Origin of the sequence: Nostoc sp., from assembly GCF_036917095.1 — a bacterium.
Taxonomy (GTDB): Bacteria; Cyanobacteriota; Cyanobacteriia; order Cyanobacteriales; family Nostocaceae; genus Nostoc.
Window position 1 is genome coordinate 191,237 of sequence record NZ_JBALFH010000041.1, and the last position, 26,689, is coordinate 217,925.

The 26,689-nt window shown below is 43.1% G+C and carries 33 protein-coding genes; 7 read left to right on the top strand and 26 right to left on the bottom strand.

Features of this window, described 5'->3' with window-relative positions:
• Positions 1-1,272 (bottom strand): glycosyltransferase family 4 protein, encoded by a 1,272-nt coding sequence (locus tag V7L01_RS22935; protein ID WP_335038772.1) that lies wholly within the window; start codon positions 1,270-1,272, stop codon positions 1-3.
• A 295-nt stretch (positions 1,273-1,567) separates the two neighbouring features.
• Here V7L01_RS22935 and V7L01_RS22940 point away from each other — a divergent pair, with 295 nt between their 5' ends.
• The 6 genes from V7L01_RS22940 to V7L01_RS22965 all read left to right on the top strand — a co-directional run bounded on the left by V7L01_RS22940 (position 1,568) and on the right by V7L01_RS22965 (position 8,295).
• Positions 1,568-2,746, top strand: coding sequence for a DNA cytosine methyltransferase (locus tag V7L01_RS22940; protein WP_335038774.1), 1,179 nt, complete (start codon positions 1,568-1,570; stop codon positions 2,744-2,746).
• 170 nt (positions 2,747-2,916) lie between these two features.
• Complete coding sequence (gene deoC / locus V7L01_RS22945) at positions 2,917-3,597, top strand: deoxyribose-phosphate aldolase (RefSeq protein ID WP_335038776.1); 681 nt, start codon at positions 2,917-2,919, stop codon at positions 3,595-3,597.
• Between the two features lie 122 nt (positions 3,598-3,719).
• Entirely contained in the window at positions 3,720-4,649 is a 930-nt protein-coding gene (recO, locus tag V7L01_RS22950; RefSeq protein ID WP_335038778.1) for a DNA repair protein RecO, read from the top strand.
• Positions 4,636-6,273, top strand: a complete 1,638-nt coding sequence (locus tag V7L01_RS22955) for an MFS transporter (RefSeq protein ID WP_335038885.1) — start codon at positions 4,636-4,638, stop codon at positions 6,271-6,273. Before recO ends, V7L01_RS22955 begins: the two co-directional genes overlap by 14 nt.
• A 354-nt stretch (positions 6,274-6,627) precedes the next feature.
• Complete coding sequence (locus V7L01_RS22960; RefSeq protein WP_335038780.1) at positions 6,628-7,776, top strand: glycosyltransferase family 4 protein; 1,149 nt, start codon at positions 6,628-6,630, stop codon at positions 7,774-7,776.
• Between the two features lie 123 nt (positions 7,777-7,899).
• On the top strand, positions 7,900-8,295 hold the full coding sequence (locus tag V7L01_RS22965) for a hypothetical protein (RefSeq protein WP_335038781.1): 396 nt from the start codon (positions 7,900-7,902) through the stop codon (positions 8,293-8,295).
• A gap of 15 nt (positions 8,296-8,310) precedes the next feature.
• Here V7L01_RS22965 and V7L01_RS22970 read toward each other — a convergent pair whose 3' ends face one another.
• The 9 genes from V7L01_RS22970 to V7L01_RS23010 form a co-directional block, all read right to left on the bottom strand.
• Positions 8,311-9,126, bottom strand: a complete 816-nt coding sequence (locus tag V7L01_RS22970; protein WP_335038782.1) for a peptidase — start codon at positions 9,124-9,126, stop codon at positions 8,311-8,313.
• Positions 9,127-9,136: 10 nt separating this feature from the next.
• Positions 9,137-9,370 (bottom strand): preprotein translocase subunit SecG, encoded by a 234-nt coding sequence (gene secG / locus V7L01_RS22975; protein WP_335038784.1) that lies wholly within the window; start codon positions 9,368-9,370, stop codon positions 9,137-9,139.
• A 121-nt stretch (positions 9,371-9,491) separates the two neighbouring features.
• A complete protein-coding gene (gene gpmI / locus V7L01_RS22980) occupies positions 9,492-11,090 on the bottom strand; it encodes a 2,3-bisphosphoglycerate-independent phosphoglycerate mutase (RefSeq protein ID WP_335038785.1) in 1,599 nt (532 codons plus the stop codon).
• A gap of 221 nt (positions 11,091-11,311) precedes the next feature.
• Positions 11,312-12,997 (bottom strand): ABC-F family ATP-binding cassette domain-containing protein, encoded by a 1,686-nt coding sequence (locus tag V7L01_RS22985; protein ID WP_335038787.1) that lies wholly within the window; start codon positions 12,995-12,997, stop codon positions 11,312-11,314.
• A gap of 167 nt (positions 12,998-13,164) precedes the next feature.
• The gene (locus V7L01_RS22990) at positions 13,165-13,971 is read right to left on the bottom strand and encodes an Rpn family recombination-promoting nuclease/putative transposase (protein WP_335038789.1); all 807 of its coding nucleotides are present in this window, start codon (positions 13,969-13,971) and stop codon (positions 13,165-13,167) included.
• Positions 13,972-14,000: 29 nt separating this feature from the next.
• Positions 14,001-14,543: a hypothetical protein gene (locus V7L01_RS22995; RefSeq protein WP_335038790.1), complete on the bottom strand. Its 543-nt coding sequence runs from the start codon at positions 14,541-14,543 to the stop codon at positions 14,001-14,003.
• 210 nt (positions 14,544-14,753) lie between these two features.
• Positions 14,754-15,218 (bottom strand): hypothetical protein, encoded by a 465-nt coding sequence (locus tag V7L01_RS23000; protein ID WP_335038792.1) that lies wholly within the window; start codon positions 15,216-15,218, stop codon positions 14,754-14,756.
• Positions 15,219-15,334: 116 nt separating this feature from the next.
• The gene (locus V7L01_RS23005; RefSeq protein WP_335038793.1) at positions 15,335-15,475 is read right to left on the bottom strand and encodes a hypothetical protein; all 141 of its coding nucleotides are present in this window, start codon (positions 15,473-15,475) and stop codon (positions 15,335-15,337) included.
• Entirely contained in the window at positions 15,456-15,818 is a 363-nt protein-coding gene (locus V7L01_RS23010) for a helix-turn-helix domain-containing protein (RefSeq protein WP_104906418.1), read from the bottom strand. The genes V7L01_RS23005 and V7L01_RS23010 overlap by 20 nt, the downstream gene beginning before the upstream one ends.
• A 239-nt stretch (positions 15,819-16,057) precedes the next feature.
• Between V7L01_RS23010 and V7L01_RS23015 the strand changes: the two genes are divergently transcribed.
• Positions 16,058-16,504 (top strand): hypothetical protein, encoded by a 447-nt coding sequence (locus V7L01_RS23015; protein ID WP_335038795.1) that lies wholly within the window; start codon positions 16,058-16,060, stop codon positions 16,502-16,504.
• A gap of 9 nt (positions 16,505-16,513) precedes the next feature.
• Here V7L01_RS23015 and prfA read toward each other — a convergent pair whose 3' ends face one another.
• The 16 genes from prfA to rpsE all read right to left on the bottom strand — a co-directional run bounded on the left by prfA (position 16,514) and on the right by rpsE (position 26,589).
• Positions 16,514-17,611, bottom strand: coding sequence for a peptide chain release factor 1 (gene prfA, locus V7L01_RS23020; protein ID WP_094349108.1), 1,098 nt, complete (start codon positions 17,609-17,611; stop codon positions 16,514-16,516).
• A gap of 104 nt (positions 17,612-17,715) precedes the next feature.
• Positions 17,716-17,958, bottom strand: coding sequence for a 50S ribosomal protein L31 (gene rpmE / locus V7L01_RS23025; RefSeq protein ID WP_194141725.1), 243 nt, complete (start codon positions 17,956-17,958; stop codon positions 17,716-17,718).
• Positions 17,959-18,105: 147 nt separating this feature from the next.
• Positions 18,106-18,522 (bottom strand): 30S ribosomal protein S9, encoded by a 417-nt coding sequence (gene rpsI, locus V7L01_RS23030; protein WP_104906415.1) that lies wholly within the window; start codon positions 18,520-18,522, stop codon positions 18,106-18,108.
• Complete coding sequence (rplM, locus tag V7L01_RS23035; RefSeq protein WP_229483378.1) at positions 18,522-18,983, bottom strand: 50S ribosomal protein L13; 462 nt, start codon at positions 18,981-18,983, stop codon at positions 18,522-18,524. Before rplM ends, rpsI begins: the two co-directional genes overlap by 1 nt.
• A gap of 65 nt (positions 18,984-19,048) precedes the next feature.
• A complete protein-coding gene (gene truA, locus V7L01_RS23040; protein WP_335038798.1) occupies positions 19,049-19,897 on the bottom strand; it encodes a tRNA pseudouridine(38-40) synthase TruA in 849 nt (282 codons plus the stop codon).
• A gap of 102 nt (positions 19,898-19,999) precedes the next feature.
• Positions 20,000-20,350, bottom strand: a complete 351-nt coding sequence (gene rplQ / locus V7L01_RS23045; RefSeq protein WP_094349105.1) for a 50S ribosomal protein L17 — start codon at positions 20,348-20,350, stop codon at positions 20,000-20,002.
• Positions 20,351-20,381: 31 nt separating this feature from the next.
• Positions 20,382-21,329: a DNA-directed RNA polymerase subunit alpha gene (locus tag V7L01_RS23050; RefSeq protein ID WP_334784398.1), complete on the bottom strand. Its 948-nt coding sequence runs from the start codon at positions 21,327-21,329 to the stop codon at positions 20,382-20,384.
• A 327-nt stretch (positions 21,330-21,656) separates the two neighbouring features.
• Positions 21,657-22,052, bottom strand: coding sequence for a 30S ribosomal protein S11 (rpsK, locus tag V7L01_RS23055; RefSeq protein ID WP_010998331.1), 396 nt, complete (start codon positions 22,050-22,052; stop codon positions 21,657-21,659).
• A gap of 54 nt (positions 22,053-22,106) precedes the next feature.
• Complete coding sequence (rpsM, locus tag V7L01_RS23060; RefSeq protein WP_069070762.1) at positions 22,107-22,487, bottom strand: 30S ribosomal protein S13; 381 nt, start codon at positions 22,485-22,487, stop codon at positions 22,107-22,109.
• 115 nt (positions 22,488-22,602) lie between these two features.
• Positions 22,603-22,716: a 50S ribosomal protein L36 gene (gene rpmJ, locus V7L01_RS23065; RefSeq protein ID WP_015129703.1), complete on the bottom strand. Its 114-nt coding sequence runs from the start codon at positions 22,714-22,716 to the stop codon at positions 22,603-22,605.
• A gap of 117 nt (positions 22,717-22,833) precedes the next feature.
• A complete protein-coding gene (gene infA / locus V7L01_RS23070) occupies positions 22,834-23,100 on the bottom strand; it encodes a translation initiation factor IF-1 (RefSeq protein ID WP_334840418.1) in 267 nt (88 codons plus the stop codon).
• 36 nt (positions 23,101-23,136) lie between these two features.
• Positions 23,137-23,361, bottom strand: coding sequence for a translation initiation factor IF-1 (infA, locus tag V7L01_RS23075; protein WP_006276978.1), 225 nt, complete (start codon positions 23,359-23,361; stop codon positions 23,137-23,139).
• 214 nt (positions 23,362-23,575) lie between these two features.
• Complete coding sequence (locus tag V7L01_RS23080) at positions 23,576-24,127, bottom strand: adenylate kinase (protein WP_335038800.1); 552 nt, start codon at positions 24,125-24,127, stop codon at positions 23,576-23,578.
• Positions 24,127-25,440 (bottom strand): preprotein translocase subunit SecY, encoded by a 1,314-nt coding sequence (secY, locus tag V7L01_RS23085; RefSeq protein WP_335038802.1) that lies wholly within the window; start codon positions 25,438-25,440, stop codon positions 24,127-24,129. The genes V7L01_RS23080 and secY overlap by 1 nt, the downstream gene beginning before the upstream one ends.
• 74 nt (positions 25,441-25,514) lie before the next feature.
• A complete protein-coding gene (gene rplO, locus V7L01_RS23090) occupies positions 25,515-25,958 on the bottom strand; it encodes a 50S ribosomal protein L15 (protein ID WP_104906408.1) in 444 nt (147 codons plus the stop codon).
• Positions 25,959-26,061: 103 nt separating this feature from the next.
• Positions 26,062-26,589: a 30S ribosomal protein S5 gene (gene rpsE / locus V7L01_RS23095; RefSeq protein ID WP_094349099.1), complete on the bottom strand. Its 528-nt coding sequence runs from the start codon at positions 26,587-26,589 to the stop codon at positions 26,062-26,064.
• Positions 26,590-26,689: the final 100 nt, after the last annotated feature.

Sequence of the window (26,689 nt, forward strand, 5' to 3'; positions counted from 1 at the left end):
TTAAACTTCTTGTTTGGTAACTATTGTGGACTGAATTGCTCCACGCTCTGCCGTCAATGAGTAACACAACGACTCATACTGATTTAAAGCTTGCTCAAAAGCATAGTTCTCAACGGCATATTGGCGACTTTTATAACCTAGAGTTTTGACTTTTTCGGGGTTTTGGTACAAATCTAAAATTGCCATTGCTAAAGCTTGGGGATCTTCTGGAGGAACAATAACTCCGCCGCCACTTTGCCTAACGGCTCTTGCTGCTGTACCATTATCAGGCACAGAGGCAACTAAGGCCGCTCCACTGGCAAGTAGCACTTGAATTTTTGACGGCATATTGAAGGATACAACATTTTTCTTTTGCACCACCAAGCCAACATCCGCAGCTGCCAACATTTGTGGCAAAGATTTGCGGGGTTGGAATGGCAGTAGCAAAACATTATCTGCCCCGCAATCTAAACATTCTTGTTGCAATCGCTCTAAACCTTTTGCCTCTCCAACGATCGCAAAAACAATATCTGGGATATGGCGCAACACAGAAGCAGCTTTGACAACGCTTTCTAAGCCTTGGGTTAGGGCAATGTTGCCAGAATAAAGTACTACAAATTTGCCATTTAGGTTATGTGCTGCGCGGAAAGGGTTATTTTCTTTAGGCAAAGGGCGGATAAAATTTACATCAACCCAGTTGGGAATTTGGACAATTTTGTCAGCTTCTACGCCCTTAGATCGCAAATTGTCCACAAATCCATCGGCGATGACACTAATTTTACTGGCAGAGTGGTAAGCAAATTTTTCCAACACTGTAAATAACTTTATAAGCCATTTATTTTTCAGTAGACCGACGTGAACGGCTGCTTCTGGTAATATATCTTGTAAATTTAAGATTACAGGACAAGCACGTAACCATCCTAAAAGAGCAACTGGCACACAGCTTGGCAAAGATGGCGATGTTGAGAGAATCACGTCTGGCCGCCAACCAAAGAGGGCAGGTACAAAACTAGTGACAACGAAACTAGCATCTAGTAACACCCGATCTAATAGGTTGGGTTGTGGACGAATCCAAACGTAACTGCGTTGAATTTGAACGCCATTTTTGTATTCGTTGAGATACCACTTGCCCCGATATTCCTGGTAAATTTGACGCTCGGGGTAGTTGGGCATAGCGGTGACTACGCGCACTTGATGCCCACGCTTCACTAGTCCCTCTGCTAGTTCAGTCATCAGTGGGGCAATACCAATTGGCTCTGGATAGTAGTTGTAGGAGTAAATTAAAATCCGCATAAAAATTAGTCTGAAGTACCCCGGTTTTTTATTTAATGACAATACTTTGTCTTAAATATCCTTTGGAGTTTGGAAACTCCTATATTTAATTGTGACTTCAGACTCTTTTTCTGTCAGGGATTTTCCTTAAAGATTGAGTAAACTTTGATATGAAACACTTAGAGTAACTGTGAATTTTTTTTACTATTGAAGCAGTCTTCAAATTGTTTCTTTTTGATTGGTACGTAAGTATAAACCCTAGTTTGTCCGATATTAATTAAGGCTGTTTCACGGTATTAGTTATTAAACGAGCTAAATGAGCGATCGCCCTTGTATTTTCTCCTTTTTTGCTGGTTCAGGTTTCCTAGATTTAGGTTTTGAAAGCAGCGGTTTTAACATTGTTTACGCCAATGAAATCTTCCCTCCATTCATGGCTGCATACCGCTATTCACGGCAGGTTCTCAATCTGCCGTTGCCAGAATACGGGTATTATGACGGAGAAGCAGGAGACGTAACCCAACTTCTCGAAGGTTCACAAACACAACACCTTCAGGAGTTAGTACAAGACTGCCGTAAATCTAATAATATTGTGGGTTTCATTGGCGGGCCTCCCTGTCCTGATTTTTCTATTGGTGGGAAAAATAGAGGACGTTTAGGAGATAATGGCAAACTTTCTGCTTCTTACGTTGAATTAATTTGCCGCAATCTTCCAGATTTCTTTTTATTTGAGAACGTTAAAGGATTATGGAGAACGACAAAGCACCGTTTATTTTTTGAATCGCTCAAGCAACAATTAATAGAAGCAGGCTATATATTAACAGAGCGGTTAATTAATGCTATTGAATATGGTGTACCCCAGGATAGAGAAAGAATTATTCTCATTGGTTTCCGAAATAATTTTATTAAGGATATAGGAAGAAAATTCGCTAGTGAAAACTTACTAACTGAGAAGTATTTCCCTTGGAAAAATCACATTTTATATCCTCGAAAAAAGGTTTTTGATTACCCTTGGCGTAAATGCGAACCATTCCAAGAAAATTCCATAATGCCTTGTCCTGATGGCATTCCTCAAGAACTAACCGTAGAACACTGGTTTAGAAAAAATAATGTGCTAAAGCATCCCAATGCTGAGAACTGTTTTCAACCAAGGGCAGGTATCATAAAATTTGCTGCTATTGATGAAGGAGATGATTCTAAAAAGTCTTTCAAGCGTCTTCACAGATGGCGTTACTCTCCGACAGCTTGCTATGGAAATAATGAAGTACATTTGCATCCGTATAAAATCCGGCGAATATCTGTAGCGGAGGCTTTAGCTATACAATCTTTGCCTGCAAACTTTGTACTTCCAGAGAATATGTCACTTACGAATATGTTTAAAACTATTGGTAATGGCGTCCCATATTTGGCGTCGAAGGCGTTAGCTAAAACTATTTTTGATTTCTTAGGAACTGGCGTTACAAATGCTGCTGATATTTCTCAGCTTACTACTGCCTAATGTCAACTTAAACACTTACAGTAATTCCGCGACATTTACAAAGCTGACATACAAGAAAAGTCAGCAGCTTGTTTTCAGGATAAACTCGTAATAAATATGGTTTAATATATATATAAGAAATGTTTTAATTTTTTATAAAGTTTAATAATCAATCACTGGCAGAAGACACGATGGCAGCAGACTATCCGGATATTGATATTGCGCCATTTATCGATCACTCCCTCTTAATGCCAACGGCTACTCCAGAGCAGGTTGAGCAGTGGTGTGAAGAAGCATACAGATTCAATTTTGCGGCGGTTTGCTTGTACCCCGCCTATGTCAAACAAGCAGTCGAACTCCTGCACGGTAAGAACCCGAAAGTCTGTACGGTGATTGGCTTTCCTACTGGTGCAACGACTTCAGCAGTGAAACTGTATGAGGCTCAAGAAGCGGCAGATAATGGGGCCACTGAGTTGGATGTGGTAATGAACTTGGGCTGGTTGAAAGCGGGTAAAACTGAACAAGTCCACCGGGAGATTGCCGAAATTTGCGAAGAGACTGGGCAAACTGTCAAGGTAATTTTGGAAACCAACCTGTTGACAGATGCAGAAAAAAAAATAGCTGCTGAAATAGCTATGGAGGCGGGAGCGGCATTCTTAAAAACTAGTACAGGTTGGAATGGTGGTGCAACAGTGGCAGATGTACGCCTTTTGCAGGAATTGGCAAAAGAAAGAGTAGGAATTAAAGCCTCAGGTGGTATCCACACTATCAATCAAGCTCTAGACTTAATCGTAGCGGGTGCTACTAGATTAGGCACATCTCGCGGTATGGATTTGATCCGCCAGCGCGATAACCTGGGAAAGGGTGAATAGTCATTTGTTTCCCGTCCTACCCTGCGGGAAACTGCGGGCACGTCTATGTCATTTGTCCAAAGTCTAAAACCTAATGACTAATGACTAATGACCAATGACCAATGACTAATGACTAATGACTAATGAGTAGAACCTACAAAGCAACGGGAATTAATCTTAAAACCCAAGTGCTGGGAGAATCAGATAAAATAGTGACGATTTTGACACCAGAATTCGGTCTGATTCGAGCAGTGGCTCCAGGGGCACGCAAGCACAACTCCAGCCTGGGCGGCAGGAGTGGTATGTTTGTTGTGAATGAACTATTGATTGCCAAAGGGCGATCGCTTGATAAAATTACTCAAGCACAGACGTTAAAAACTTATCCTGGTTTAGCTAAAGATTTGGGAAAATTGGCTGCCAGCCAGTATTTAGCAGAAATAGTCCTGTGTCAAGCTTTAAGCGAACAACCTCAAGAAGAACTTTATGAGTTGTTCAATGAACATCTCCATCGGTTGGAGGCGTTGTCTAGTGCAAATGCATCCGGTGTTTTGGCTCATCTGGCTCATGGGGTGTTTCACCTTTTAGCCTTAGCAGGAGTAACGCCGCAAGTACAAATCTGCTGCCTATCTGGACGGCCCCTCAAGCCAGACTTTGCAGACCCCAACTGGCAGGTAGGATTTAGTATCCCTGCGGGTGGAACGGTTTGCTTAGAAGCTTGGAAAGATTTACGAAAAGAGGGAGAGAGGGAGAGGGGGATACAAAGAAATTCATCTTTTTCTCCATCACCCAATCGCCCGATTATCCCGTTACCTCCAAAACCTGGCTCCCAAACAGTTGTTGTGCATCGGCAAGAAATACCTGTGATTTCTAGTCGTCTGGGTGCTATGGAACTAGCTTTGCTTCAACATCTGTCACAACCAGAGATAATGCAAATTGATGGTGCTAGAGATCGTAACTGGTTATCTGTTGAGCAGATTTTGCGCCAGTATGCTCAGTATCAATTAGGTCGCCCTATTCGCTCTGCTACCTTGATCGACTCTTATTTTGCTGCCAACCATGATGCAACCGTCTGATTTGGATAAAAAAATCCTGCCTTTGTCACCAAGTCTCGCCAAAAAACATAATAGGGGATCAGATCCTACAGCTAGGAATCACTTGAGCGCCGTTTCTAAGTGTACACCTAGTGAAATGAATGGACAAGAAATCTCCCCAAAAGACGTTTCTAAAACCGATAAAAATTGGACAGATCAGATACCAAAAACTGATGTTCCAAGTCAATCAGAAACAAAATCTGAGGAAAAATTAACCACTGTCCAAGGAGATAGCAATGGGCAAATGCCCGTTGCTACTATCCCAGAAAAAGAACCACCAACATTAAATGGATCTGGTTCTGGTGGAGAATCTATTTCAGGAAATGTTAAACAACAGGGGTTTTTGCCTGTATTAAAAAACCCTAATTTCCTGGCTCTTTGGGGCGGTCAAGTTTTCTCCCAACTAGCAGATAAAGTTTATTTGGTGCTGATGATTGCTTTGATTAATACTCAGTTTCAGGCTAGTAATCAGAGTATTAGTGGTTGGGTGTCAGTTTTGATGATGGCTTTTACGATTCCCGCCGTATTGTTTGGTTCCGTTGCTGGGGTATTTGTCGATCGCTGGTCGAAAAAAGCTGTGCTGGTAGCAACGAATATTTGGCGCGGCATCCTGGTTTTGTCTATTCCCTTCCTGCTGTGGTTGACTCATGACTGGAAACCCATAGGAGTACTGCCAGTAGGTTTTTTGATCATTCTGGGCGTGACTTTTTTAGTTTCCACACTGACGCAGTTTTTTGCACCGGCAGAACAGGCGGCAATTCCCTTAATGGTAGAAGAACAGGATTTACTCTCGGCAAATTCGCTTTACACAACAACGATGATGGCATCGGTGATTGTTGGGTTTGCTGTGGGGGAACCATTGTTAGCGATCGCCGATGGACTTTGGCTGCAAATTGGTGGTAGTGGTAGTTTGGGCAAAGAATTTTTAGTAGGTGGTAGTTATGCGATCGCTGGACTAATTTTATTCCTCCTCGCAACTAATGAAAAACACCACGACCCCGATACAGAATTCCCTCACGTATTCTCTGACTTGCGGGATGGTTTTGCCTACCTCAAAGCAAATCATCGCGTCCGCAATGCTTTGCTTCAGCTGATTATCTTATTTTCTGTCTTTGCAGCTTTAACTGTTCTAGCCGTTCGCATGGCAGAAATAATTCCCAATATGAAAGCTTCCCAGTTCGGCTTTTTACTAGCAGCCGGTGGTGTAGGCATCGCGGCCGGAGCAACAATTCTCGGTCAATTTGGTCAACGCTTCTCCTACACCCAGCTAAGTCTGTACGGTTGTATGGGCATGGCAGCATCCCTGATTGGTCTATCAATATTTACAACTCAACTGTGGTTAGTTCTGTTACTGGTAGCGCTATTAGGTATCTTTGGGGCGCTAGTGGGAATTCCCATGCAAACAGCAATCCAAACAGAAACACCTCCAGAAATGCGTGGTAAAGTTTTTGGTTTACAAAACAATGTAATTAATATTGCTCTCTCCTTACCTTTGGCATTAGCAGGTGTCGCAGAAACCTTTCTGGGATTACAGGTAGTTTTTTTAGGATTAGCTGCGATCGTCTTTTCAGGAGGTATATTAACCTGGTATAACTCACATAAGTAGTTATCAGCTAATAGGGATTATTATTCATTACGTTGAAGTGATTACTAATTTCCTTAAAGCTTTTATGTTCGTGGTAAACTGTGGTCAGTGAAAATTTATCACATACTTGCGGGATATCAATCTGGCATTAGTCAGAATAAGTTGTTTAAATATCAGAAATTAACAACTTATAAGTAGAATAAATAAAGCCATAAATCCACTGGTTTAATCAGCTTAAAATAAGCTTTTTAAACTACATTGTGTTGGGAATCTGTAATAAGTAAAAAAACCAGCAAGTATAGCTAGATAAGATAAAAATCACGAAGGACACACAAGTAATAGCTCAAACCCGCTTTTCTTACAGCTAAATAAAGAATGCGTATAGCCTGGATTGGAAAAAAATCACCCTTTTGCGGCAATGTCACCTACAGTCGAGAAATTACAAATGCCTTGCTAGATAGGGGACATCAAGTTAGCTTTCTTCACTTTGCCCAAGAAGAATCTGAACCTGACAACTGGCCAAATCTTCGAGAGGTTTCCCTCCCTTTCATTTACAAGTCCCAGGTTTATACAATTCCCACTTTTAAAGCGACCAAACTTTTAACGGAGTCGCTGCGAGAAATCAAGCCAGATGTAGTCCATGCTTCCTTGACGCTATCTCCTCTAGACTTTTTTCTACCGGAAATCTGTGAGGAACTGAGGTTGCCTCTAATTGCCACTTTTCACACACCGTTTGCTGGCAAGGGGGCAAAGCTGATATCGGGAACACAACTTTTGGCTTATCAGCTCTACGCACCTTTTTTAGTTAACTACGATCGCGTGATTGTATTTTCCCAAATTCAGCGAGAATTATTGGCAGGGATGGGTGTGCGGGAAGAAAATATTGCTGTAATTCCCAACGGTGTTGATACTGTTAAATATTCTCCAGGATTTTCTCAAATCAAAGCGGAATTTAAAGCCGAACGCTTGTTTGTCTATCAGGGTAGAATAGCGCCAGAGAAAAATGTCGAAGCCCTGCTTCGAGCTTGGAAGCAGTCGGCAATGGGGCCTGGTACTAAGTTGCTAATTGTTGGCGACGGGCCTTTAAAGTCTTCCTTAGAGCCGTTTTATGGTTCAGAATACGGCATTATCTGGTTGGGATTTGTCGCTGATGAAAACCGACGCATCGAAATTTTGCGGGGCGCAGATGTATTTGTTTTGCCTTCATTAGTAGAGGGTTTATCCCTATCTCTGTTAGAAGGAATGGCATGTGGGTTGGCTTGTTTAGCAACAGATGTGGGTGCAGATGGAGAAGTTTTGGAAAAGGGCGCAGGTGTAGTTATTAGCACCAAAACAGCGCGATCGCAATTAAGAACCCTCTTGCCAGTGCTGCAAGACCATCCAGAGTTAACAACCTTACTGGGGCAAAAAGCCAGACAGCGTATATTAGACCGTTATACCCTAAGTAAAAATATTACTCTGCTGGAAGAACTTTATAAAGAAGTTTTAGCACAGCGACCTTTACCGCTAAGTCGCAGAGCGTAGGGAAAGAGAAGAAGGGCGATCGCACTGTAAATTATTAGATGACAATGAGTGCGATCGGGCAAAATACAGATACCTGACTAAGAAGTCTCTTACCCGTTTTACAAGATATCTAGAGTTAACGAAATGAAGTATGATGCAAGTCAGATAAAGGTGATAAATATCCCTGACTTAGAGCAGCTAGAAGGTGGAAAGTGCTGCCGAACATACGTCTATTGCTTCACAAATCCGTTGCCCGAACAAAACGTTATCGACCAAATTGCAAATAGTTTGGAGAAGAGATTCACCTTTTCCAAGGAAGTATATGAGATTCCTGAAGATGTTGAAATTTGTGCATCTATTTTCATGGAGCGTTTACAAGATAACGAAGCCAGAGTTCGTGTTTTGACAAATCAACCAGAAGAAGATTGCGTTTACATCTTTGGGACACACACTCTGCCACGCAAAATTGAGGAAAGGTTTGGAACTGTACAGTCGATTCAGGGGGAACAGCGAGAGACTTGGATTACTGACAGACAGTAGGGTATTATCTATCAGTCAATTAATCTTTGAATTATCCACTAAAGACCATCCTAAACTGGTTGGCTGTTCATAAACCCGCTTTAAAGTATTTACATCTCTGGCAGAAATAGGCGACGGTTTACGAACTTGAGAAAAATATAGCGCATCAGTTTGTAGCGGACTATGACCCCAAATTCCTAGTGCATGGCCAAATTCGTGGCGGCTAGCTGCAATGAGATACTCACCTGTTTGACTGGGGCTTAACAAGATGGTGAAGCGGTGGGATAAAACGTTGTTGCTGGTGTATAACTCGTAAGTAGTTTGTGCCGATCGCGCACGGGTTATATTACTACCAGGGGAAATTTGTAGAGGTGGCGCTTTTCGTACAATCGTAATATCACCAACTTCTGGCTGTTCGACTATTGTTAAAGGTAAATAAATACTCCACTCTCGGACACCCTGCAAGACAGCGTTAACCCATGCTTGAGCTTGTTTTTCGCTGACGGCTTTTGGTGGTTCTACGTAAACTCGAACAGGGAATTGCGACCAGACTAAATAACCAACTTGAGTTGTTGTGACTTGGGAAAAGTAGTCACCACTGTTAGTGCTATCTTGCCACTGTGCGAGTGTGGGCGGTAAGGGATGGGGTTTTGGGGGAAATAATGGAGGAAGAGAGATTATTGAGGCTGAATATACATATTTTGGTATTATTGTAAACCCATAACTCGACTGGAGATTAGTAAAAATGATTAACAGCCCTATGCCAAGAAAGAAGGCAAGAGCTGTAATTAACCGTCGTGAAATTAAATTTATTCGGGTGTTAAGTATCGGGTGTTGGGTTTTTCTCCCCATTGACCTATCCTTATTTAGGCAGCCAACCAGCACTTAAAACTACTGTTAAACCGAGAAAAATTACTGTCAATGCCCAAGTAATTCGGTTTAAGGTGTTTTCTGCACTCTTGGTGCTGCTAAATAGCTGGGCTTGTCCGCCAATGGCCCCAATACCATCACCTTTGGGACTATGCAGTAAAACCAAGATAATCAAACCAGTAGCGGAAAATGCCCAAATGCCTTGCACAATATTAGTAGCTATCATCGTAGGAATCTCATTTATAAAAAGTTTCAAAAAAGAGGAGTCAGGGTTGGAGTTAGGAGTTAGAAGTTAGGAGTTGGGAAAGTTTTAATTCATCACTCTTTACTATTAACTCCTAACTTTTTTACAGTCCTACTTGCACAGGGGTGCGAGTGCGTTGCAACTCATATTCTGCTATTTTCAGCAGCGATCGCCCGGTCATTTCTGGTGGCTGAGGCAGCTGTAAAATCTCTAGAATCGTGGGAGCGATGTCGGATAGCTTGCCATCGCTTCGCAGTTCGACATTTGTACCATATCCAGGGATTTTAACTCTCTCTCCTTCTACCAAGATGAAGGGGACTGGGTTAGTGGTATGAGCTGTCCAGGGATTACCCCCTTCATCTAGCATATACTCAGCGTTGCCGTGATCGGCAGTGATAATTGTTGTACCACCGGCTTTGATAACGCTCTCTAACAAGCGTCCCAAACAGCGATCGACTGTTTCAATTGCTGTAATGGTAGCTTCGATTTGACCAGTATGCCCTACCATGTCTGGGTTGGCATAGTTAATTACAACTAAAGAATACGTACCCTTTTGAATCGCAGCGATCGCTACATCTGTAACTGCTGCTGCTGACATCGCTGGGGCGCGATCGTAAGTCGCTACCATCGGGCTGCTTACTAGTTCCCGATCTTCTCCGACAAAAGGTTCCTCCAGACCCCCATTAAAGAAATAGGTGACGTGGGCGTATTTTTCTGTTTCGGCGGTGCGGAATTGATTCAGACCATGATTGGCTATGACTTCTCCCAGAATGTTACTGAGATTCTGCGGCTCAAAGGCTACAGCCACGGGTAAGTCTGAATCATACTGTGTAAACGTGACAAAAGACAGTGGTGTGATTTGCTGTCTTTCAAAACCGTTAAATGTGGGACTGACCAAAGCTTGAGTCAGTTGTCTGGAGCGATCGGGGCGGAAGTTGAAAAATATCACCCCATCCCCTGGTTGTATTGCGCCGGGCGCAATTCGGATTGGGTTGACAAATTCATCTTTTATCCCTTGGTCGTAAGATGCTTGCAAGACTTCCACAGCCTTGAGACCATTACCGACACTATCTTGTATCATCATGTCGTAGGCGCGTTTGACCCGATCCCAGCGGCGATCGCGATCCATCGCGTAGTAGCGACCGCTGAGGGTGACTATGCGCCCAATTCCTATGCGGTCTATATAATCTTGTAGCAGTGCGATTGTTCTTACACCGTCAGTTGGGGCGGTGTCACGACCATCGGTGATAGCGTGAATACAAACTTCTGGAATTCGCTGGTTTTTGGCTAAGTCAAGTAGTCCGAATAGATGGGTGATATGAGAATGTACCCCTCCCTCAGAACAAAGGCCTACTAGATGCAGCTTGCTATTCCGAGAACGAACTTCCTGGCAAATTTTGACGAGTGCTGGGTTTAAGGCAATAGAACCGTCTTCGACCGCATCAGAGATGCGTACCAGTTCTTGCGGTACAACTCGCCCAGCACCAATGTTCAAATGACCTACTTCCGAGTTGCCCATTTGACCTTCTGGCAACCCTACGGCTTTTCCTGATGTGCGGATGAGGGTATGCGGGTAAGCTGCCCATAAACTTTCCACAATGGGAGTTTTAGCAGCAACAATAGCGTTTCCTCGCTTCTCCTCGCAGTAGCCCCATCCGTCTAAAATGACTAGCACCACAGGAGCAACAGGTGCTTTGGTCATAGTAAAATTGCCCTTTACTTTTTGTAATACCCGAATGATACCACTGCTAATCGACGCCGCAAGTGAATTTTTGCTTATTAATTTCTTTTCTGAAAGACTTGCAGTTTTTTGAAGGATTTTTTAGGTTTTAGCAATTTTTCTGTAATGTTGTCGATTGCTAATAACAAGTAATTACTTAGTAGTAGGATTTTGTCACTACTACTAAGTCCGTATTCAATCGGTTATTTCCTTTTAGTGGAAGCTTTTGCAGCTTTTTTAGCAGCTTTCTCAGCCGCGATCGCAGCTAACTTTGCTTGTTCTTTTTCTTCGGCAATTTTCTGGAGATAGTAATGATAGTCTCCTAAGTAAACCCGGAATTCCCCATCACGGATTTCGACGATTTTGTTAGCTACTTGAGAAATAAAGTAGCGATCGTGGGAAACTACAATTGCCGTACCGTCATAATTTTTGAGCGCTTCTTCCAGCATTTCTTTCGCTGGAATATCTAGGTGGTTTGTCGGCTCATCTAAAATTAGTAAGTTCGCGGGACGTAAGAGCATTTTTGCCAACGCCAAACGAGCTTTTTCTCCTCCACTTAATGCCCCAACTGCCTTAAATACAGTATCACCTGTAAATAAGAAGCGTCCCAAAAGCGTGCGAACTTCTTGATTATCCCAGTCTGGAACTTCATCATGGATAGTTTCCATGACAGTTTTCTTCAAATCCAAGGCTTCAGCTTGATTTTGCTCAAAGTAACCAGGAATAACATTGTGATCCCCTAATTGGACACTACCTTCAGTGGGTGGTTCCATACCCATAATTACGCGCAGAAGGGTAGATTTTCCAGCACCGTTGGGGCCAAGAAAAGCAATGCGATCGCCCCTTTCAATTAATAGATTTGCTGCCAAAAACAAGATTTTATCACCATAAAGATGAGTTAAATCTTTAATGTCCACTACCTCGCGTCCACTGCGGGGTGCAGGGGGAAAACGGAAATGTAGAGTTCTCATACCACCAACGGGTGCTTCAATGCGCTCAATTTTGTCGAGTTGCTTTTCCCGGCTTTTTGCCTGGGTACTGCGGGTAGCACTGGCGCGAAATCTATCAACAAAGGTTTGCTGTTTCTCTAATTCTTTTTGCTGACGTTCGTAAGCACTCAGTTGTGCTGATTGACTTTCAGCTTTTTGTTCCAAATATGCCGAGTAGTTACCAAGGTAGGTACTGGAAACACCACGTTCAGTTTCCACAATTTGAGTGCAGAGGCGGTCAAGGAACTCCCGGTCATGGGAGACTATTACCATCGGCGTAATCAGCCCTCTAAGGTAATTTTCCAACCACTCAATGGTTTCTAAATCTAGGTGGTTAGTCGGTTCATCCAGCAGCAACAAGTCGGGTTTTTGCAAGAGAATTTTTCCTAAACTCATCCGCATTTGCCAACCACCACTGAAGGCACTGACGAGGCGATCGCCATCTTCTAGCCCAAACCCCATTTCTGGTAAAATTTTCCCGATGCGTGCATCTAAGTTGTAGCCATCCAAGGCTTCAAATTTGCGCTGCAAGCGATCCAACTTGTCGATCAGTCGATCCAGTTCCTCTGGGCTAGCCGTTTCCATTTCTTGTGGGATGTGCGCCAGAGATAACTGGACTTCGTTGGCTTCTTGGAAGACAGTCCAAAATTCTTCTCTAACGGTGCGGGTGGGGTCTACTTCAAATTCTTGGTTGAGGTAGGCTATGTGTAAGCTATTAGGACGGATAATTTCGCCTGCGGTTGGTTCCATTTCCCCAGAAATGATCTTTAACTGGGTAGATTTTCCAGCACCGTTGACACCGACTAAGCCAATGCGATCGCCTGGTTTAACTTCCCAGTTGATATCTTTGAGAACTTCGCCTGTGGGATAAATTTTACTTATATGTTCTAGTCGCAGCATTAAGTTTCTCTCAGGTAGGGAGTGGGTGGTTGAGGACGAAGTACTAACACCGCCTCTAATATTAACAAAAATTAACTATAAATTCGTCGTGAGAAAGTCTGGAAGCCGCAAACCAAATTTGGCTTGAGCCACGGATAAAATTTACCACATCCATCTCAAGGCTGGCTTTATACTACTTGTCTAACTTCTTCGACACTCAAATCTAACGCCTCTGCTACTTGTTTTACAGTCAACCCTGCTGCCAACATTGCTGGTACTGCTTTTAGTTTCCCTTTAATCTCACCTCTAACCTCACCTTGTTCAATGCCTTGTTCAACACCCTCCTGAAAGGCTTCCTGATAAAATCTGGTTTGCTTTAACTCGCTTAAGCCAAACATTTCCTCCATCTCCTCCCTACTCATTGTGGGAAATTTATAAGCCAAAATAGTCTCTATAAATTGTAATAATTGCTGCTGTTTTGGTGGTGAACTTATTTCTGACTTGGTTCTATCTATCAACTCCCTTGCTTGGACAATTGCTATATCGTCGGTTGCAATTACTAATTTAGCAGTTGCAATACCAATTGGAAGCGATGCACCTTCACCTAATTCATTCAAATAAATCCGCCTGACGCGCCCACTTGTGAAAAACTCACGGTAATGTTTGATATCTCCTGTATCTACATTCCTGTTGGGGTATAAAACCACAGCACCCCAGTCATTTGATGGTTGATTCTGACGGAGGTATAAAAATATTTCTGCAATTAGCCGTGAATAAATTTCCCCATCAGCTTGAAATTGCACTTCAACAAAGTAAATCTGCTTCTCACTTTCTTGTGTAGGCAGAAACACACCATCGATTCTAAAGGCTGTTTGTTTGATTTCAACTGATGAAAATTGATAAAGGCTAGCTGATTCTGGAGGATTACCAATAAGTTCAAAGAAGATATCAGGGAATTCTTGAAACAGCCGATAAAAGATGATGTCTGTTTTCACAATTTTATTTGAAAATTTTGATTTGCTGTTTATGTGTTGCTTGATTCTTCACAACCATCTCGCACTTTCAGCAATTGCTCTTTTGCCATCCCTAATATACGTGAAAGGGGCGCTAATAAACTATCATCAAATGCTTGTCCCGCATAAATATTATTCAGTTCGGTAGGGGATAATTTAAAGGTGTCACAGAATTTAGCAAACTCCTGGTTACTCAAGTCAAGCTCTTTTTGCCTATCACTAAGTAAAACAGCGATCGCTCTAGTTCCATGCTTCGGACGTTCACTAGTTTTTACATATTTTTCCATTAAATAATTGACTTTTCTGGTATCGCCACCAATTTTTTTAATTAAATCAGTACAAGCCATTTTTAGCGCTTTCTTTAAAACTTCTTCTTCATTTAAAATTTTAATAATTTCACTGGCATATTCTGGTTTAAAAAATCCCACCAAATTCCCTTGATGATAAACTGGTATATAAGGATTGTTGGTTTCAAGCTGCCAATCTAAAGGCTCATTGCGTAGCGACATAGCTGCACCCCTAAATATTTTAAGATTGCACCATTTTAAAACCATTTATTCCTTAACTGCCAGTAAAATACCCTAGCACTGGCGATTAGAAATCGCAGCTATACAGACAAAACCCACCTCCGTGGGTTTCAACTTGCTGGAGTCCACGCAGATGGACTTAGTTTGTGCAGCCGTTATGTATTTCTACCAGAACCTTTAACTCAGCGAAAATTAGCGCTCGCCAAGTGAATCAATGCGATTTTCCTACTCACACGCCTAGTTTTGTGATTCGTATTCTTCAAAAATTATTACGGCAGCTTCTAAGTATCGATCTAATAGACGACGATCGAATATATCAGGTAATACTAATTCAACAGCCGATATGGCTTCCATTATTCCACCATGCTCTTCTCCAACTTTAAAAGCTGCGATAGAACCCCATAGTCGAGCTATTGCAGTTTGAATTTCTTCCCTTTCAGGCAAATACCATATTTCTCGACTAATTTCATTACACTGTAAAGGAGTTAAAAAATTTGGCTCTGACAAAGCTTGCTGAATATATTTATTAAGCTGGGAGAGTTTGTCCGATTCAATCTCGGATGAATATATTTGTATACATTCTATTGCCCATTGGATTGCCGAACTATAGTGATGCTTTTGTAATTTCAGTGCAATTGGATAAGCCCAAAGTATTTTTTTTTGCGCTATAGTTTGTTTTACATTTTCTATTACTTCTTTCATAGATGTAACTATATCTAACTAACTTGGAGTAAAACTTATAAGTATATAATTTCTTTCACTTTATTGTACTTAAGGTGTCTCCAAATAACAAATGAGTGTCATAAAAATTGTAGTAATTATCCTTCCCAATCTTGACGAGTATCACACAGAAAATTATCTGCGATCGCATCATCAAATAAATAAGAGCATTGCTCTGCAAAAGTTCGTAATGGTAAGTTAGTTTCTCGTAGCGCCAAATCAACTAGCCTTCGCTTCATCCCCGGATGCTTCAGCCACAGCCGCCAATCTATCTGCCGCAGCTTGCACAATTTGAGCTACTTGAGCCAAAGGCATGTGCTGGATTTGTCTAAGAATCAGACTCAAATCTGAGGTTTCTGGAATTGGCTTGCCATCTATGCAGCTGATTAACTCTTCCATTGTGTAGCCTGCTTTCGATGCGATTTGAGCCAAATTTTCTGTATCTGGAACCTTCACACCTTTTTCCCACATCTGAACAGCAGTAGCAGATACCCCCAAAAGCTTACCAAATGCTCGCTGACTCATTGAACCGCGAGCTAGTTTAATGATTTCAATCAGTTTTTGTTTGCTTTCGATCTTCACTGCTTATATAGCTAGCCAACTGTATTTACAAGTCTACTTTCAATATTACAAGTTTACTTTTATATTGACAGCCTTGTATTTTAGTACTAAACTATATCTCTGGTTGTAAAACGGCAACTACAGGTATCAAGCTAGTAGAATAACCCATCTATCTTTAATCAACCCAAAAAACTTAGTTTGCTACAGCGTTTGTGCTAGTAGCTAAACTTTGCTGCGAGAAATAATATCGAAGGTGCATCATGTTTCGCAAGCCACGCAAAATTAACCAATATCGCCGCAAAGGTAAAAATCTTATAGCCACTAATAAAATTAAACCAGAACAGTGGAACATTTCTGACGCAGAAACCAAAGAAGCTTTAAAAGTTAAAGGCTACGATGTTAAGCAAATCAAAAAAATCCACCTTCTGAAGCATCAAGTGTGTATTTCTTACTGGGATGTAAAAGGCAATATATGCAGCAGCTTTTTTAGCTACCGGATTTTTGCGCGTTGGCAAGAAGAAGTAGAGAAATTAATTTATACCTGTCAAACCCTGAAGGAATGGGCGAAGCTAAACTACGTTATGAAGTACGAATTTGCCTATTACCATTATCCCAGTGAAATAGAAGATGTACTCGACACGATATTAGAAAACCACCTGTGTCTGTTAAAAACAACAGAACAACAAGTGATTTTACAGTATCTTTAAGAGCAAAAATTAGTTAGCGGCAGAAGTCGCTAACTCTGCGAGACGTTCTTGTTGGTCTAGAGATATACAAGATTGGATAAGCGTCTCTAAATCACCATCCAAAACAGGGGTAAGGGAATAATTCTGACCTAACCGATGATCGGTAGCGCGGTTATCTTTATAATTATAGGTGCGAATTTTTTCCGATCGCGATCCAGTACCAACCTGCGATCGCCGCATGGAAGTTACTTCTGCTTGTTGTTCGCCTAACTTGATGTCATACAACTTCGCCCGCAGAATTTGCATCGCCCGTTCTTTGTTTTGCAACTGGCTGCGTTCTTCTGTACAGAAAATGCGTATTCCCGTTGGTTTGTGCATCAAGTCAACGGCTGTTTCAACCTTGTTGACGTTTTGTCCACCAGCACCACCAGAACGGGCTGTGGTCATTTCAATATCTTTCGGGTCAATATGAATTTCCACATCATCCACCTCTGGCATAATCGCCACGGTAGCTGTGGAAGTATGAACCCGTCCCCCAGATTCAGTTGCCGGCACGCGCTGCACACGATGCACTCCAGCTTCAAACTTTAACTGGCTGTAAACATCATTACCTTTAATTTCGAGAATGACCTCTTTCCAGCCACCCATTTCTCCACGAGATTCGCTCACTAGAGAAACTTTCCAACCTTGAGTTTGAGCATAGCGGGTGTACATCTGCATCAAATCGCCAGCCCAAATACTTGCTTCATCGCCACCAGTACCAGCGCGAATTTCCAACATGATATTCTTTTCATCATTGGGGTCGCGTGGTAGCAGCAAGACTTTCAAGCGAGACTCTAAATGTTCTATTTTTTCTTCAAGTTCTTTTACTTCCAGTGATGCCATTTCTTGCAACTCTGGGTCACTTGCAGATTCTTTGTAAACCTGACGCGCTCCGATCAAGTCTTCTTGGGCTGTTTTCCAAATTTCATAAGTATCAACAACCTCTTCCAAAGAAGAACGAGACTTAGCAATTTCTTGATACTCATCAGGATTGCTAGCGGTATCGGGGTCGCCAAGACGACGTGTTAATTCATTAAAAGTTTGTTCAACGGATTTTAGTTTGTCCAGTAAGTATGATTCAGCCATGACGATTGCGATCGCTCCTTAAAAAAATAACAAATTGGCTCGAGCATATAAATGAAAATCGACCCAGCTGATGCAGGGCCGTCGTTAACAGCAGAGCCAACTCGCTACTTTTTGTCTTGTTCGTCGCCAGATGTTTGAGTGCTGCTCATACCGTACTTGCGGAGGAAGCGCTCTACTCGACCCTCAGTGTCAATAATCTTCTGAGTGCCGGTGTAAAATGGGTGATTTCCAGACCAAACATCTACATGCAATTCTGGCTTGGTAGAGCCAATGGTCATAACAACTTGACCGTTGCAGTAAACTTTAGCATCTGGATACCACTTGGGATGAATATCAGATTTAGCCATTGTTCTTTGTGGGATGAATCTATACTAATTATAACTTTCAGCGTTCAATTACGGCTACAAGAAGGGGACAGTGAAAAGGTTACAGGTAATAGAAAACTATTACCTGTCTCCCGTAACCTATCACCTTCTTCACCAATGCCCAATCGCTTAACGCTTAGAGTACTGAGGTGCTTTCCGGGCTTTATGTAAACCATATTTCTTCCGCTCTTTTGCTCTCGGATCGCGAGTCAAATAACCTTCGGTTTTCAAAGGTGGGCGGTTGTCTGGGTCTAGTTGGCACAAAGCACGAGCAACTCCCAAGCGAACAGAATCAGCCTGTCCGGTCAAGCCGCCGCCTTCTGCTTTTACCAAAATGTCATATTCGTTTTCTAATCCCAGAGTTTCCAGGGGTGCTTTAATCACTCCCAGGTAGTTGGGGTTGAATTGGAAATACAAGGTTCCATCTTTACCGTTCACAATCAATTGACCGGTGCCTGGAACCAAGCGTACCCGTGCTACTGCGTTCTTACGACGGCCAGTACCCCAGTATACGGCGCGACCGCTATTGGCATCTGCTACTACCATTAATTTTCTTCTCCAGGAATTGTACTAACTTTTAGTTCTTTAGGTTTTTGAGCATCATGCGGATGTGTAGGCCCAGCGTAGACTTTCAGCTTGGTGAACAACTGCTTACCGAGGCTATTTTTAGGTAGCATACCTTTAACAGCCTGTTCTAAAATTCGCTCAGGTATACGCTGTTGCAATTTAGCGAAAGTTTCCGTTTTCATCCCACCGGGACGACCAGAATGGCGACGGTAAAGCTTTTGAGTGCGCTTTTTGCCTGTGACTGCGATTTTTTCGGCATTAATGACGATTACGAAGTCACCTGTATCTAGGTGGGGTGTGTATTCGGGTTTCTTTTTGCCTCTTAAAACCTGGGCAATTTCGCTGGCGAGGCGACCGAGACGTTTATCGGTGGCATCTACTATGTACCACTCACGCTCAAGGGATGCTTGAGAAGGAAGGTATGTTTTAACTGTTGTCATTTGTTATTTGTCCTTTGTCATTTTTAATTTGTCATTAGTCATTTGTCTTTTGTCATTTGTAGTTACTAAGAACCAATGACTAATGACTCTTGACTAGTGACGAACTTTGGCAAGGTGTCGTACCAAATCTCTTTCGGAAAGGGAAAATCGGGATAGCCGACTCGCAACAAGCATAAGCCTTGGGGCGGTGCGGCGTGTTTCACTTCTTCCCGGCGTTGTTCTTTCCAGAGTTCGGTGAAGCTAGAAAGTGTTCGTTGTTCAGAACCTACTTGTACCAGCATCCCTACTAACAGCCGTACCATGCCATACAAAAATCCATCTGCCTGTATTTCAATATGGATAAATGGCCCACTGCGACGACACTCTGCTGCTTGCACCTCTACCCAGGAATGCGATCGCTTTGAGCCTGCACGATGAAAAGCAGCTAAGTGATGCTTTCCCAAGAGAGGTTTCAGGGCAGCTTGGATTAAGGATTCATCCAGGGGTGCATAATAATAATGCCAACTGAAGGGTCTTACAAACAAGTTAAGTCGATCTTCAGTGTATATTGTGTAGCGATATCGTCGATAGGCTGCACTAAAGCGAGCGTGCCAACGATTATCTACACTAGCTGAAGCCCTGATTAATATATCTGGCGGCAGATAGCTATTTAGGATTGTTGCCCACTTGTGAGGCGGAATTAAACCTGTTGCTTCAAAATGGGCTACTTGAGCAGCAGCATGAACTCCAGAATCGGTTCGCCCGGCACCATGTAATGTTACATGGTAGCCAAGAATAGTCGCGATCGCTCTTTCTATCTCTTCTTGAACTGTCCGGTGTTGTTTTTGCCGTTGCCAGCCATGAAAATGAGTGCCCAGGTATTGGATTACCAAGGCTACTCGATGAGTTTGTGTAGGCTGGTGGCTTTCTAACATACAGATTTTGTCCTTTGTCTTTTGTCATTTGTCCTTTGTCACTTGTCCTTTGTTATTCACTAATGACCAATGACTAATGACTAATGACCAATGACCAATGACTTAAACCAATTCAATTATTGCCATTTTTGCATTATCGCCCCGACGCGGTACAGTACGCAGGATGCGGGTATAACCGCCCTGGCGATCGCCATATCGAGTAGGAGCTTGCTCAAATAGAGCGTGAACCAGTTGTTTGTCGAAGATATAGCCAAGAGCTTCCCGACGTGCTGACAAGGAGCCATTTTTGGCTAGGGTAATCATTTTTTCCACTTCACTTCTTAGAACTTTCGCTCTAATTAAAGTGGTGGTGATCTTACCATGACGGATCAGCTCGGTGGCGAGCGATCGCAGTAAAGCACGACGTTGATCGGCTGGTTTACTGAGTTTTTTGACGCGGCAACGGTGACGCATAATTATGCACTATGAATTATGAACTGTTTTCTTAAGGATGTTTAGAGCCTCTTTCCATTGGCAGGGTGATGCCCAAGCGTCGCTGCAAAGCTTCCACAACCTCTTCTGCTGACTTCTGCCCAAAGTTCTTAATTTCTAAGAGGTCTTCTTGGGTATAATCCAACAAATCTGCCACAGAGTTAACTTGTGCCCGTTTGAGACAGTTATATGCCCGTACAGAAAGTTGCAACTCTTCGATGGGTATCTGGGCAGTTGGGTCGTCTGGAATATCGGAACCTGTGTCTGTTGGTTCTAGGGAGATGTCTTTCAACGGGTTGAATAAATCTACCAAGATCGCAGCAGCAGAAGATAGTGCTTCTTGAGGAGAAATACTGCCATTTGTCCAAACTTCCAACAGTAGTCGGTCTTTTGGAATCAAGCCTTCCCCACGAGATTCTTCAACACTGTAGTTGACTTTTCGCACCGGCATAAATATCGAGTCGATTTGGAGAAAATCCAACGATGTGGCTTCCTCACGTCCTCGCTCTACGGTGCGATAGCCTTTACCTTTCTCGATCCGAAATTCCATTTCCAGCTTTCCACCCTCAGCGATGGTGGCTACATACTGGGTCGGATCGATAACTTCTACTTCACTGGGCAAATCAAAATGCGCCGCAGTGATTGTTGCTGGGCCGCTAACAAGTAATCTACCAATCTGAGGCTGCGAAGAATAGTTTTTTAGGATTACTTCCTTCATTTTCATGAGGATTTCCAGCACATCTTCCCGCACGCCCGGAACTGTGGCGAACTCATGTGAAACGCCTGCAATCCGCACTGCTGTAACTGCTGTACCTTCTAGATTAGACAGTAAAACCCGCCGCAGTGCGTTGCCAACAGTTGTTCCTTGACCGCGATCTAGAGGTTCCAGAACAAATTTACTGTAATGGTTCCGACTTTCTTCGGTATTCGACTCTACACATTCAATTTGAAACTGCGCCACGGATGAGCCTCCCTTTTTCTAAGGTGCTGCTAGCAGACAAATCAATTGCCTCCCGAATTGACTTTATGTCCTGTAGGTTATAGGTCTATCAAACTACTAGTAGGAAATTACAATATAGTTTGACGCTCCTATTAAGCTTGCAGGCGCTGATAATATTTTGGGTAGCCCGAAGTTTAACAGCTTCCCCTGCGGGAAAATCTGAGCGCTTCTGGTTGACCAAGCTTTTACTCAATGACCGTTTGCACGTTAGACGCCCAAGCGATTGTTTTAAGTAACTTTACTTACTTTGGTTGTAACTTTTCGTCCTCACTGCCCAAGTCTTGGTGTTTAAACTCGACGGCGCTTGGGTGGACGACAACCATTGTGAGGAATCGGGGTAATATCCCGAATGAGCGTAATTTCCAGCCCTGCTCCTTGAAGTGCCCGGATAGCGGTTTCTCTACCTGCTCCTGGGCCACTGACCATTACCTCAATTTGGCGCATTCCTTGATCGATGGCTCGACGGGCTGCACTTTCAGCGGCGGTTTGTGCTGCAAAGGGAGTTCCCTTTTTTGCTCCCTTAAAACCGCTAGAACCAGCACTAGCCCAGGAGATGACATCTCCATTTTGATCGGTAATGGTGACAATGCTATTGTTGAAAGTAGACTGGATGTAGGCCATCCCATTGGGTACATTCCGTTTCTGCTTCTTGCTCCCGGATTTTTTAGTTGGTTGTCTCGCCATACTTGTTTAGTTGATTTAAGGTAAAACTTGCTCTGATTAGCAAGCGTTGCAAAATTATTTCCCTGGAGCCTTCTTCTTCCCAGCCACTGTCTGCCTTCTTCCTCGACGGGTTCTGGCATTGGTGCGAGTTCTTTGTCCTCTGACTGGTAAGCCCATACGATGACGACGGCCTCTGTAGGTACCAATGTCAACTAAGCGCTTGATGTTCAAAGACTCCAAGCGCCGCAAGTCGCCTTCAACTTGGTAGTTGCTTTCTATTTCCCCTCTCAGGGCTGTCACATCGGCATCACTTAAGTCCTTAACGCGGGTGTCTGGGTTCACACCAGTTGCCGCTATAATTTCTTGAGAGCGTGATAATCCAATTCCATAGATGTAAGTTAGACCGATCTCGACGCGCTTATCGCGTGGAAGGTCTACTCCGGCAATACGTGCCACAATGAACTCTCCCTATTGTTCTCGCAATTACTGTTGGTTGGAAAAACGCGATTAATCGCGTCTTTTCGTTTTAATGATGATATGCGTCCTGCAACTAGCTCTGTTGGTAAGAGCATTATCCTTGACGTTGTTTGTGCTTGGGGTTCACGCAAATCACCATGACGCGACCACGACGTTTGATCACGTTACACTTTTCACAAATTTTCTTGACTGAGGCTCTAACTTTCATGCCTTTTATTCTTTGACTCCAAATATAAAATTATAGCATTTCTAGGGAAATTAATCCAGTTAAGTGACTAGTAAACAGTCAAAAAAATTGTTTTATGGTAAGATTCTCTACATATACTTACTTCTTTCGTAATCGATAGGTGATTCTGCCTTTAGTCAAGTCGTAGGGAGTTAACTCCACCTTGACGCGATCGCCACGTAAAATCTTGGTATATTGACGGTTCACCGGAAGATATGCCAAGACGAAATCTCCATTGTCTAATTGAACTCGGAACTTCTGAGCATTTTTTAAGATTGAGCCATCATCCCTTTTAACTAGAAAGCTGTCACGAGGTAATAACTCTGTAACGCTGCCTTCCATTTGAATGGCTTCTGGCTTAGTCAATAATTTACTTACCTCCGATAAAGATTTTACTTGCATTTACTTCTTACGCAAGCGATAGGTAATTCTGCCTTTGGTCAAGTCGTAGGGAGTTAACTCCACCTTGACGCGATCGCCGGGCAAAATCTTGATATAATTTCGGCGAATCTTGCCGGAAATATGTGCCAGCACGTTAAAGCCATTGTCCAAGTCAACGCGAAACATCGCATTGGGCAAGGACTCTGTAACCGTGCCTTCCATTTCAATCAAATCTTGCTTAGACAATTTGTTTTTTCCTCAACTCAACAATTTCGTGTTCAGTTGCAGCACTTAATCTGCAAGAGAACACACTTTAAGAAATATATCAACAGTTTATTAATATATCTTAGCTAAAATTGCTCTGTTTCTTGATAGGGGGAAATGGGGGAGATGAGGGAGCAGGGAAGAAAATATTACTTTATCTCCCTCGTCCTTCTCATCTCTATAATCTCCATAATCATCAAGCGATTACCTTTTGCAGTTCACCAGTGACATCTTCTTGGGACTGATTGCCATTTACTGTTAAAAGTTTTTGGCGATCGCGATAATAATCAATTAAGGGTGCAGTTTCAGCGCGGTACACTTCTAACCGACGACGAATCACCTCTTCGGTATCATCTTTTCGTCCTCTAGATAGCAAACGTGCGATCACAACTTCATCTGGTGCATCTAGATTGACTACCCTTTCACCACTTTGATGTATTGTTTCCAGCAATTCTTCTAGAAAAGCGGCTTGCGTCACTTTGCGGGGAAAACCATCAAGAATCCAACCCTTTTCTGCATCTGGTTGGTTGAGGCGCTCCTGTACCAAGTCCTGCACTAGCTGATCGGGTACTAACTCACCGCTATTTACATAGTTTTGAGCCTTGATTCCCAAATGAGTCTGCTCTTTCATGGCTTGCCTCAATATTTCACCTGTAGAAACATGGGGAATATTCAAGTGTTCAGCCAAGGTTTGAGCTTGTGTTCCTTTACCAGCTCCAGGTGGTCCCAAGAAGATTAGTCGCGTCACTATTGTTTCACCATTCCTTCATAGCGCTGAGATATCACGTAAGTTTGTATTTGTCTTGCAGTATCAATTGCCACGCCGACTAAGATTAACAAAGATGTAGCACCCAACCCCTTGAACGTAGGTACTCCTAAAGCTCTTTCTACACCGGTTGGGATAATAGCAACCAGCCCCAAAAAGATCGCACCCAAAAAAGTGAGTCGGTTTGATACGCGTTCGATATACTCGCTAGTTGCCTTACCAGGACGAATGCCAGGAATACTAGAACCCATTTTCTTCAAGTTCTGCGCTACATCTACCGGGTTGAGAATCAACGAAGAATAGAAGTAGCTGAAGAAAATGATAGAAATCATGTACACCAAGGCATAGACCCAAGAGCCAGAACCGCTTGGACTGAGATAAGTGTTAATTATATTTGCCAATTCAGCATTCTTGGCGAAATTGGCAATCAGCAGTGGCAAACTTAGGATGGCTGCGGCAAAAATAATTGGCATTACGCCGCCTTGATTTAGTCGCAAGGGTAAAAAGCTACGTTGCTCCGCCAAAACTCGACGACCTACTTGGCGACGAGCCGAAATAATTGGGATGCGGCGCATTCCTTCCTGCACAACCACAATCCCAACAATGGTTGCCAGGAAAACTAAGATCAGTACTATGACGCGACCAACTGTTTCCCGACCGCCGACTTGCACCAAATCGATAGTATCGCCTAAAGCTTTCGGTAATGAAGCGACAATATTGACAAAAATCAATAATGATGCGCCATTTCCAATCCCACGTTCTGTAATTAGTTCTGATGCCCACATTACGAACATAGAACCAGCAGTCAGAGCGATCGCAGTTTCAGCTACGAAGATAGGCCCTGGCTTTAAGGCAAATTGCTGGAGGAATAACGCCGAAAAAGCTGTACTTTGAAGAATCGCCCAACCTACAGTTACATAGCGGGTAATTTGCGATATTTTTCGCCGGCCTGCTTCGCCTTCATTTTTCTGTAAATTTTCTAAAGTTGGAATTGCCGCCGTGAGCAATTGGATGATAATGGACGCATTAATGAAGGGTAAAATTCCTAAAGCAAAGACTCCTAAAGTCGAAAGTCCTCGCCCAGAAAATATATCCAATAAACCGAAGATGGAATTATTGCCTGATATGGCTTCGGCAAATTTCGGTCTATCAATCCCTGGGACGGGTAAGAAGATGCCCAGGCGAACCAAAATTAAAATACCGACGGTGACAAGCAGCCTACCTCTGAGGCCAGCTGCCTGTGCCATCTGCATAAAAGTTTCTTGAGCCGTTGGGGCTTTATCTCGACTGATCATAGAGTGCTACCTTTATAGTGAACCAAGCACTGGCAGCGAGTTGGCTTGCATTTAAGTGCGCTGTTCCGGCTCACTCATAAGACTTCACAACTACCACCAGCTGCCTCAATTTTGCTACGAGCTGAACCTGTGAAAGCTGCCGCTTGTACTTTCAGCGGAATGCTCAATTCCCCGTTACCTAAAATTTTCAATGGCCCTTTGACAGCAGTCAGGATACCTGCGGCTTTCAAGGAGGTCAAAGTTACTTCTGTATTAGCGGGAAGGGAGGCTAGCTTCTCTACATTAATCGTAGTGTAAATCTTCTGATTGACAATCGGAAAGCCCTTCAGTTTAGGTAACCGACGGTACAATGGCTGTTGACCACCTTCAAAACCTGGCCGGGTTCCACTACCAGAACGAGATTTTTGACCCCGCATACCTAAACCAGCACTAGCGCCTTGACCAGCAGAAATACCTCTGGCTACACGCTTCTTGCGTTTCTTTGAGCCTTTTTGCGGCTTAACATCATGGAGTCTCATAATTTATCAAGTTCTCATTTGTCGTTTGTCATTTGTCTTTTGTCATTTGTCATTTGTCCTTTGTTATTCACTAATGACTAATGACTAATGACTAATGACTAAATTAGATGTAGAGATTTTGAATAGGAATACCGCGATCTTCGGCGACTTCAGAAAGGGTACGCAGTGTAGATAAGGCATTGACTGCGGCTCTAGCATTATTGAGCGGATTGTTGGAGCCTAGTTGCTTGGCTAAGACGTTACGAACTCCTGCCAATTCCAACACAGTCCGCACAGCACCACCCGCAATTACCCCAGTACCAGGTGAGGCTGGGCGCATCATCACCTTCGCACCGCCACCGACACCATCAATAGGATGGGGGATGGAGTTGGATTTGGTGATTGGAATATCGATGAGGTGTTTTTTGCCGTCGGCTACGCCTTTTTTGACGGCACCTATTACATCTGAAGCTTTGCCTACTCCAACTCCAACCTGACCGCGTTCGTTACCAACGACAACGATCGCTCGGAAGCTGAGTTTTTTACCACCTTTGACCACTTTACTTACGCGTCGGATTTGGATAACCCGCTCTTGCCAAGTAGTTTCTTCTTTTTTGGCACGCTTTGTTCTACTTTTACGCTCTGTTGCCATAATTTATGCTCTGGTGAACGTCAGTTGTCAGTTGTCATTTGTCTTTTGTCATTTGTCCTTTGTCATTTGTCCAATAACTAATGACCAATGACTAATGACC

What these genes read in the sequence shown, in the direction of transcription:
- V7L01_RS22935 (WP_335038772.1), bottom strand. Translation starts at nt 1,272, where the DNA reads ATGCGGATTTTAATTTACTCCTACAACTACTATCCAGAGCCAATTGGT.
- V7L01_RS22940 (WP_335038774.1), top strand. Translation starts at nt 1,568, where the DNA reads ATGAGCGATCGCCCTTGTATTTTCTCCTTTTTTGCTGGTTCAGGTTTC.
- deoC (WP_335038776.1), top strand. Translation starts at nt 2,917, where the DNA reads ATGGCAGCAGACTATCCGGATATTGATATTGCGCCATTTATCGATCAC.
- recO (WP_335038778.1), top strand. Translation starts at nt 3,720, where the DNA reads ATGAGTAGAACCTACAAAGCAACGGGAATTAATCTTAAAACCCAAGTG.
- V7L01_RS22955 (WP_335038885.1), top strand. Translation starts at nt 4,636, where the DNA reads ATGCAACCGTCTGATTTGGATAAAAAAATCCTGCCTTTGTCACCAAGT.
- V7L01_RS22960 (WP_335038780.1), top strand. Translation starts at nt 6,628, where the DNA reads ATGCGTATAGCCTGGATTGGAAAAAAATCACCCTTTTGCGGCAATGTC.
- V7L01_RS22965 (WP_335038781.1), top strand. Translation starts at nt 7,900, where the DNA reads ATGAAGTATGATGCAAGTCAGATAAAGGTGATAAATATCCCTGACTTA.
- V7L01_RS22970 (WP_335038782.1), bottom strand. Translation starts at nt 9,126, where the DNA reads ATGGGGAGAAAAACCCAACACCCGATACTTAACACCCGAATAAATTTA.
- secG (WP_335038784.1), bottom strand. Translation starts at nt 9,370, where the DNA reads ATGATAGCTACTAATATTGTGCAAGGCATTTGGGCATTTTCCGCTACT.
- gpmI (WP_335038785.1), bottom strand. Translation starts at nt 11,090, where the DNA reads ATGACCAAAGCACCTGTTGCTCCTGTGGTGCTAGTCATTTTAGACGGA.
- V7L01_RS22985 (WP_335038787.1), bottom strand. Translation starts at nt 12,997, where the DNA reads ATGCTGCGACTAGAACATATAAGTAAAATTTATCCCACAGGCGAAGTT.
- V7L01_RS22995 (WP_335038790.1), bottom strand. Translation starts at nt 14,543, where the DNA reads ATGGTTTTAAAATGGTGCAATCTTAAAATATTTAGGGGTGCAGCTATG.
- V7L01_RS23000 (WP_335038792.1), bottom strand. Translation starts at nt 15,218, where the DNA reads ATGAAAGAAGTAATAGAAAATGTAAAACAAACTATAGCGCAAAAAAAA.
- V7L01_RS23005 (WP_335038793.1), bottom strand. Translation starts at nt 15,475, where the DNA reads ATGAAGCGAAGGCTAGTTGATTTGGCGCTACGAGAAACTAACTTACCA.
- V7L01_RS23015 (WP_335038795.1), top strand. Translation starts at nt 16,058, where the DNA reads ATGTTTCGCAAGCCACGCAAAATTAACCAATATCGCCGCAAAGGTAAA.
- prfA (WP_094349108.1), bottom strand. Translation starts at nt 17,611, where the DNA reads ATGGCTGAATCATACTTACTGGACAAACTAAAATCCGTTGAACAAACT.
- rpmE (WP_194141725.1), bottom strand. Translation starts at nt 17,958, where the DNA reads ATGGCTAAATCTGATATTCATCCCAAGTGGTATCCAGATGCTAAAGTT.
- rpsI (WP_104906415.1), bottom strand. Translation starts at nt 18,522, where the DNA reads ATGGTAGTAGCAGATGCCAATAGCGGTCGCGCCGTATACTGGGGTACT.
- rplM (WP_229483378.1), bottom strand. Translation starts at nt 18,983, where the DNA reads ATGACAACAGTTAAAACATACCTTCCTTCTCAAGCATCCCTTGAGCGT.
- truA (WP_335038798.1), bottom strand. Translation starts at nt 19,897, where the DNA reads ATGTTAGAAAGCCACCAGCCTACACAAACTCATCGAGTAGCCTTGGTA.
- rplQ (WP_094349105.1), bottom strand. Translation starts at nt 20,350, where the DNA reads ATGCGTCACCGTTGCCGCGTCAAAAAACTCAGTAAACCAGCCGATCAA.
- rpsK (WP_010998331.1), bottom strand. Translation starts at nt 22,052, where the DNA reads ATGGCGAGACAACCAACTAAAAAATCCGGGAGCAAGAAGCAGAAACGG.
- rpmJ (WP_015129703.1), bottom strand. Translation starts at nt 22,716, where the DNA reads ATGAAAGTTAGAGCCTCAGTCAAGAAAATTTGTGAAAAGTGTAACGTG.
- secY (WP_335038802.1), bottom strand. Translation starts at nt 25,440, where the DNA reads ATGATCAGTCGAGATAAAGCCCCAACGGCTCAAGAAACTTTTATGCAG.
- rplO (WP_104906408.1), bottom strand. Translation starts at nt 25,958, where the DNA reads ATGAGACTCCATGATGTTAAGCCGCAAAAAGGCTCAAAGAAACGCAAG.
- rpsE (WP_094349099.1), bottom strand. Translation starts at nt 26,589, where the DNA reads ATGGCAACAGAGCGTAAAAGTAGAACAAAGCGTGCCAAAAAAGAAGAA.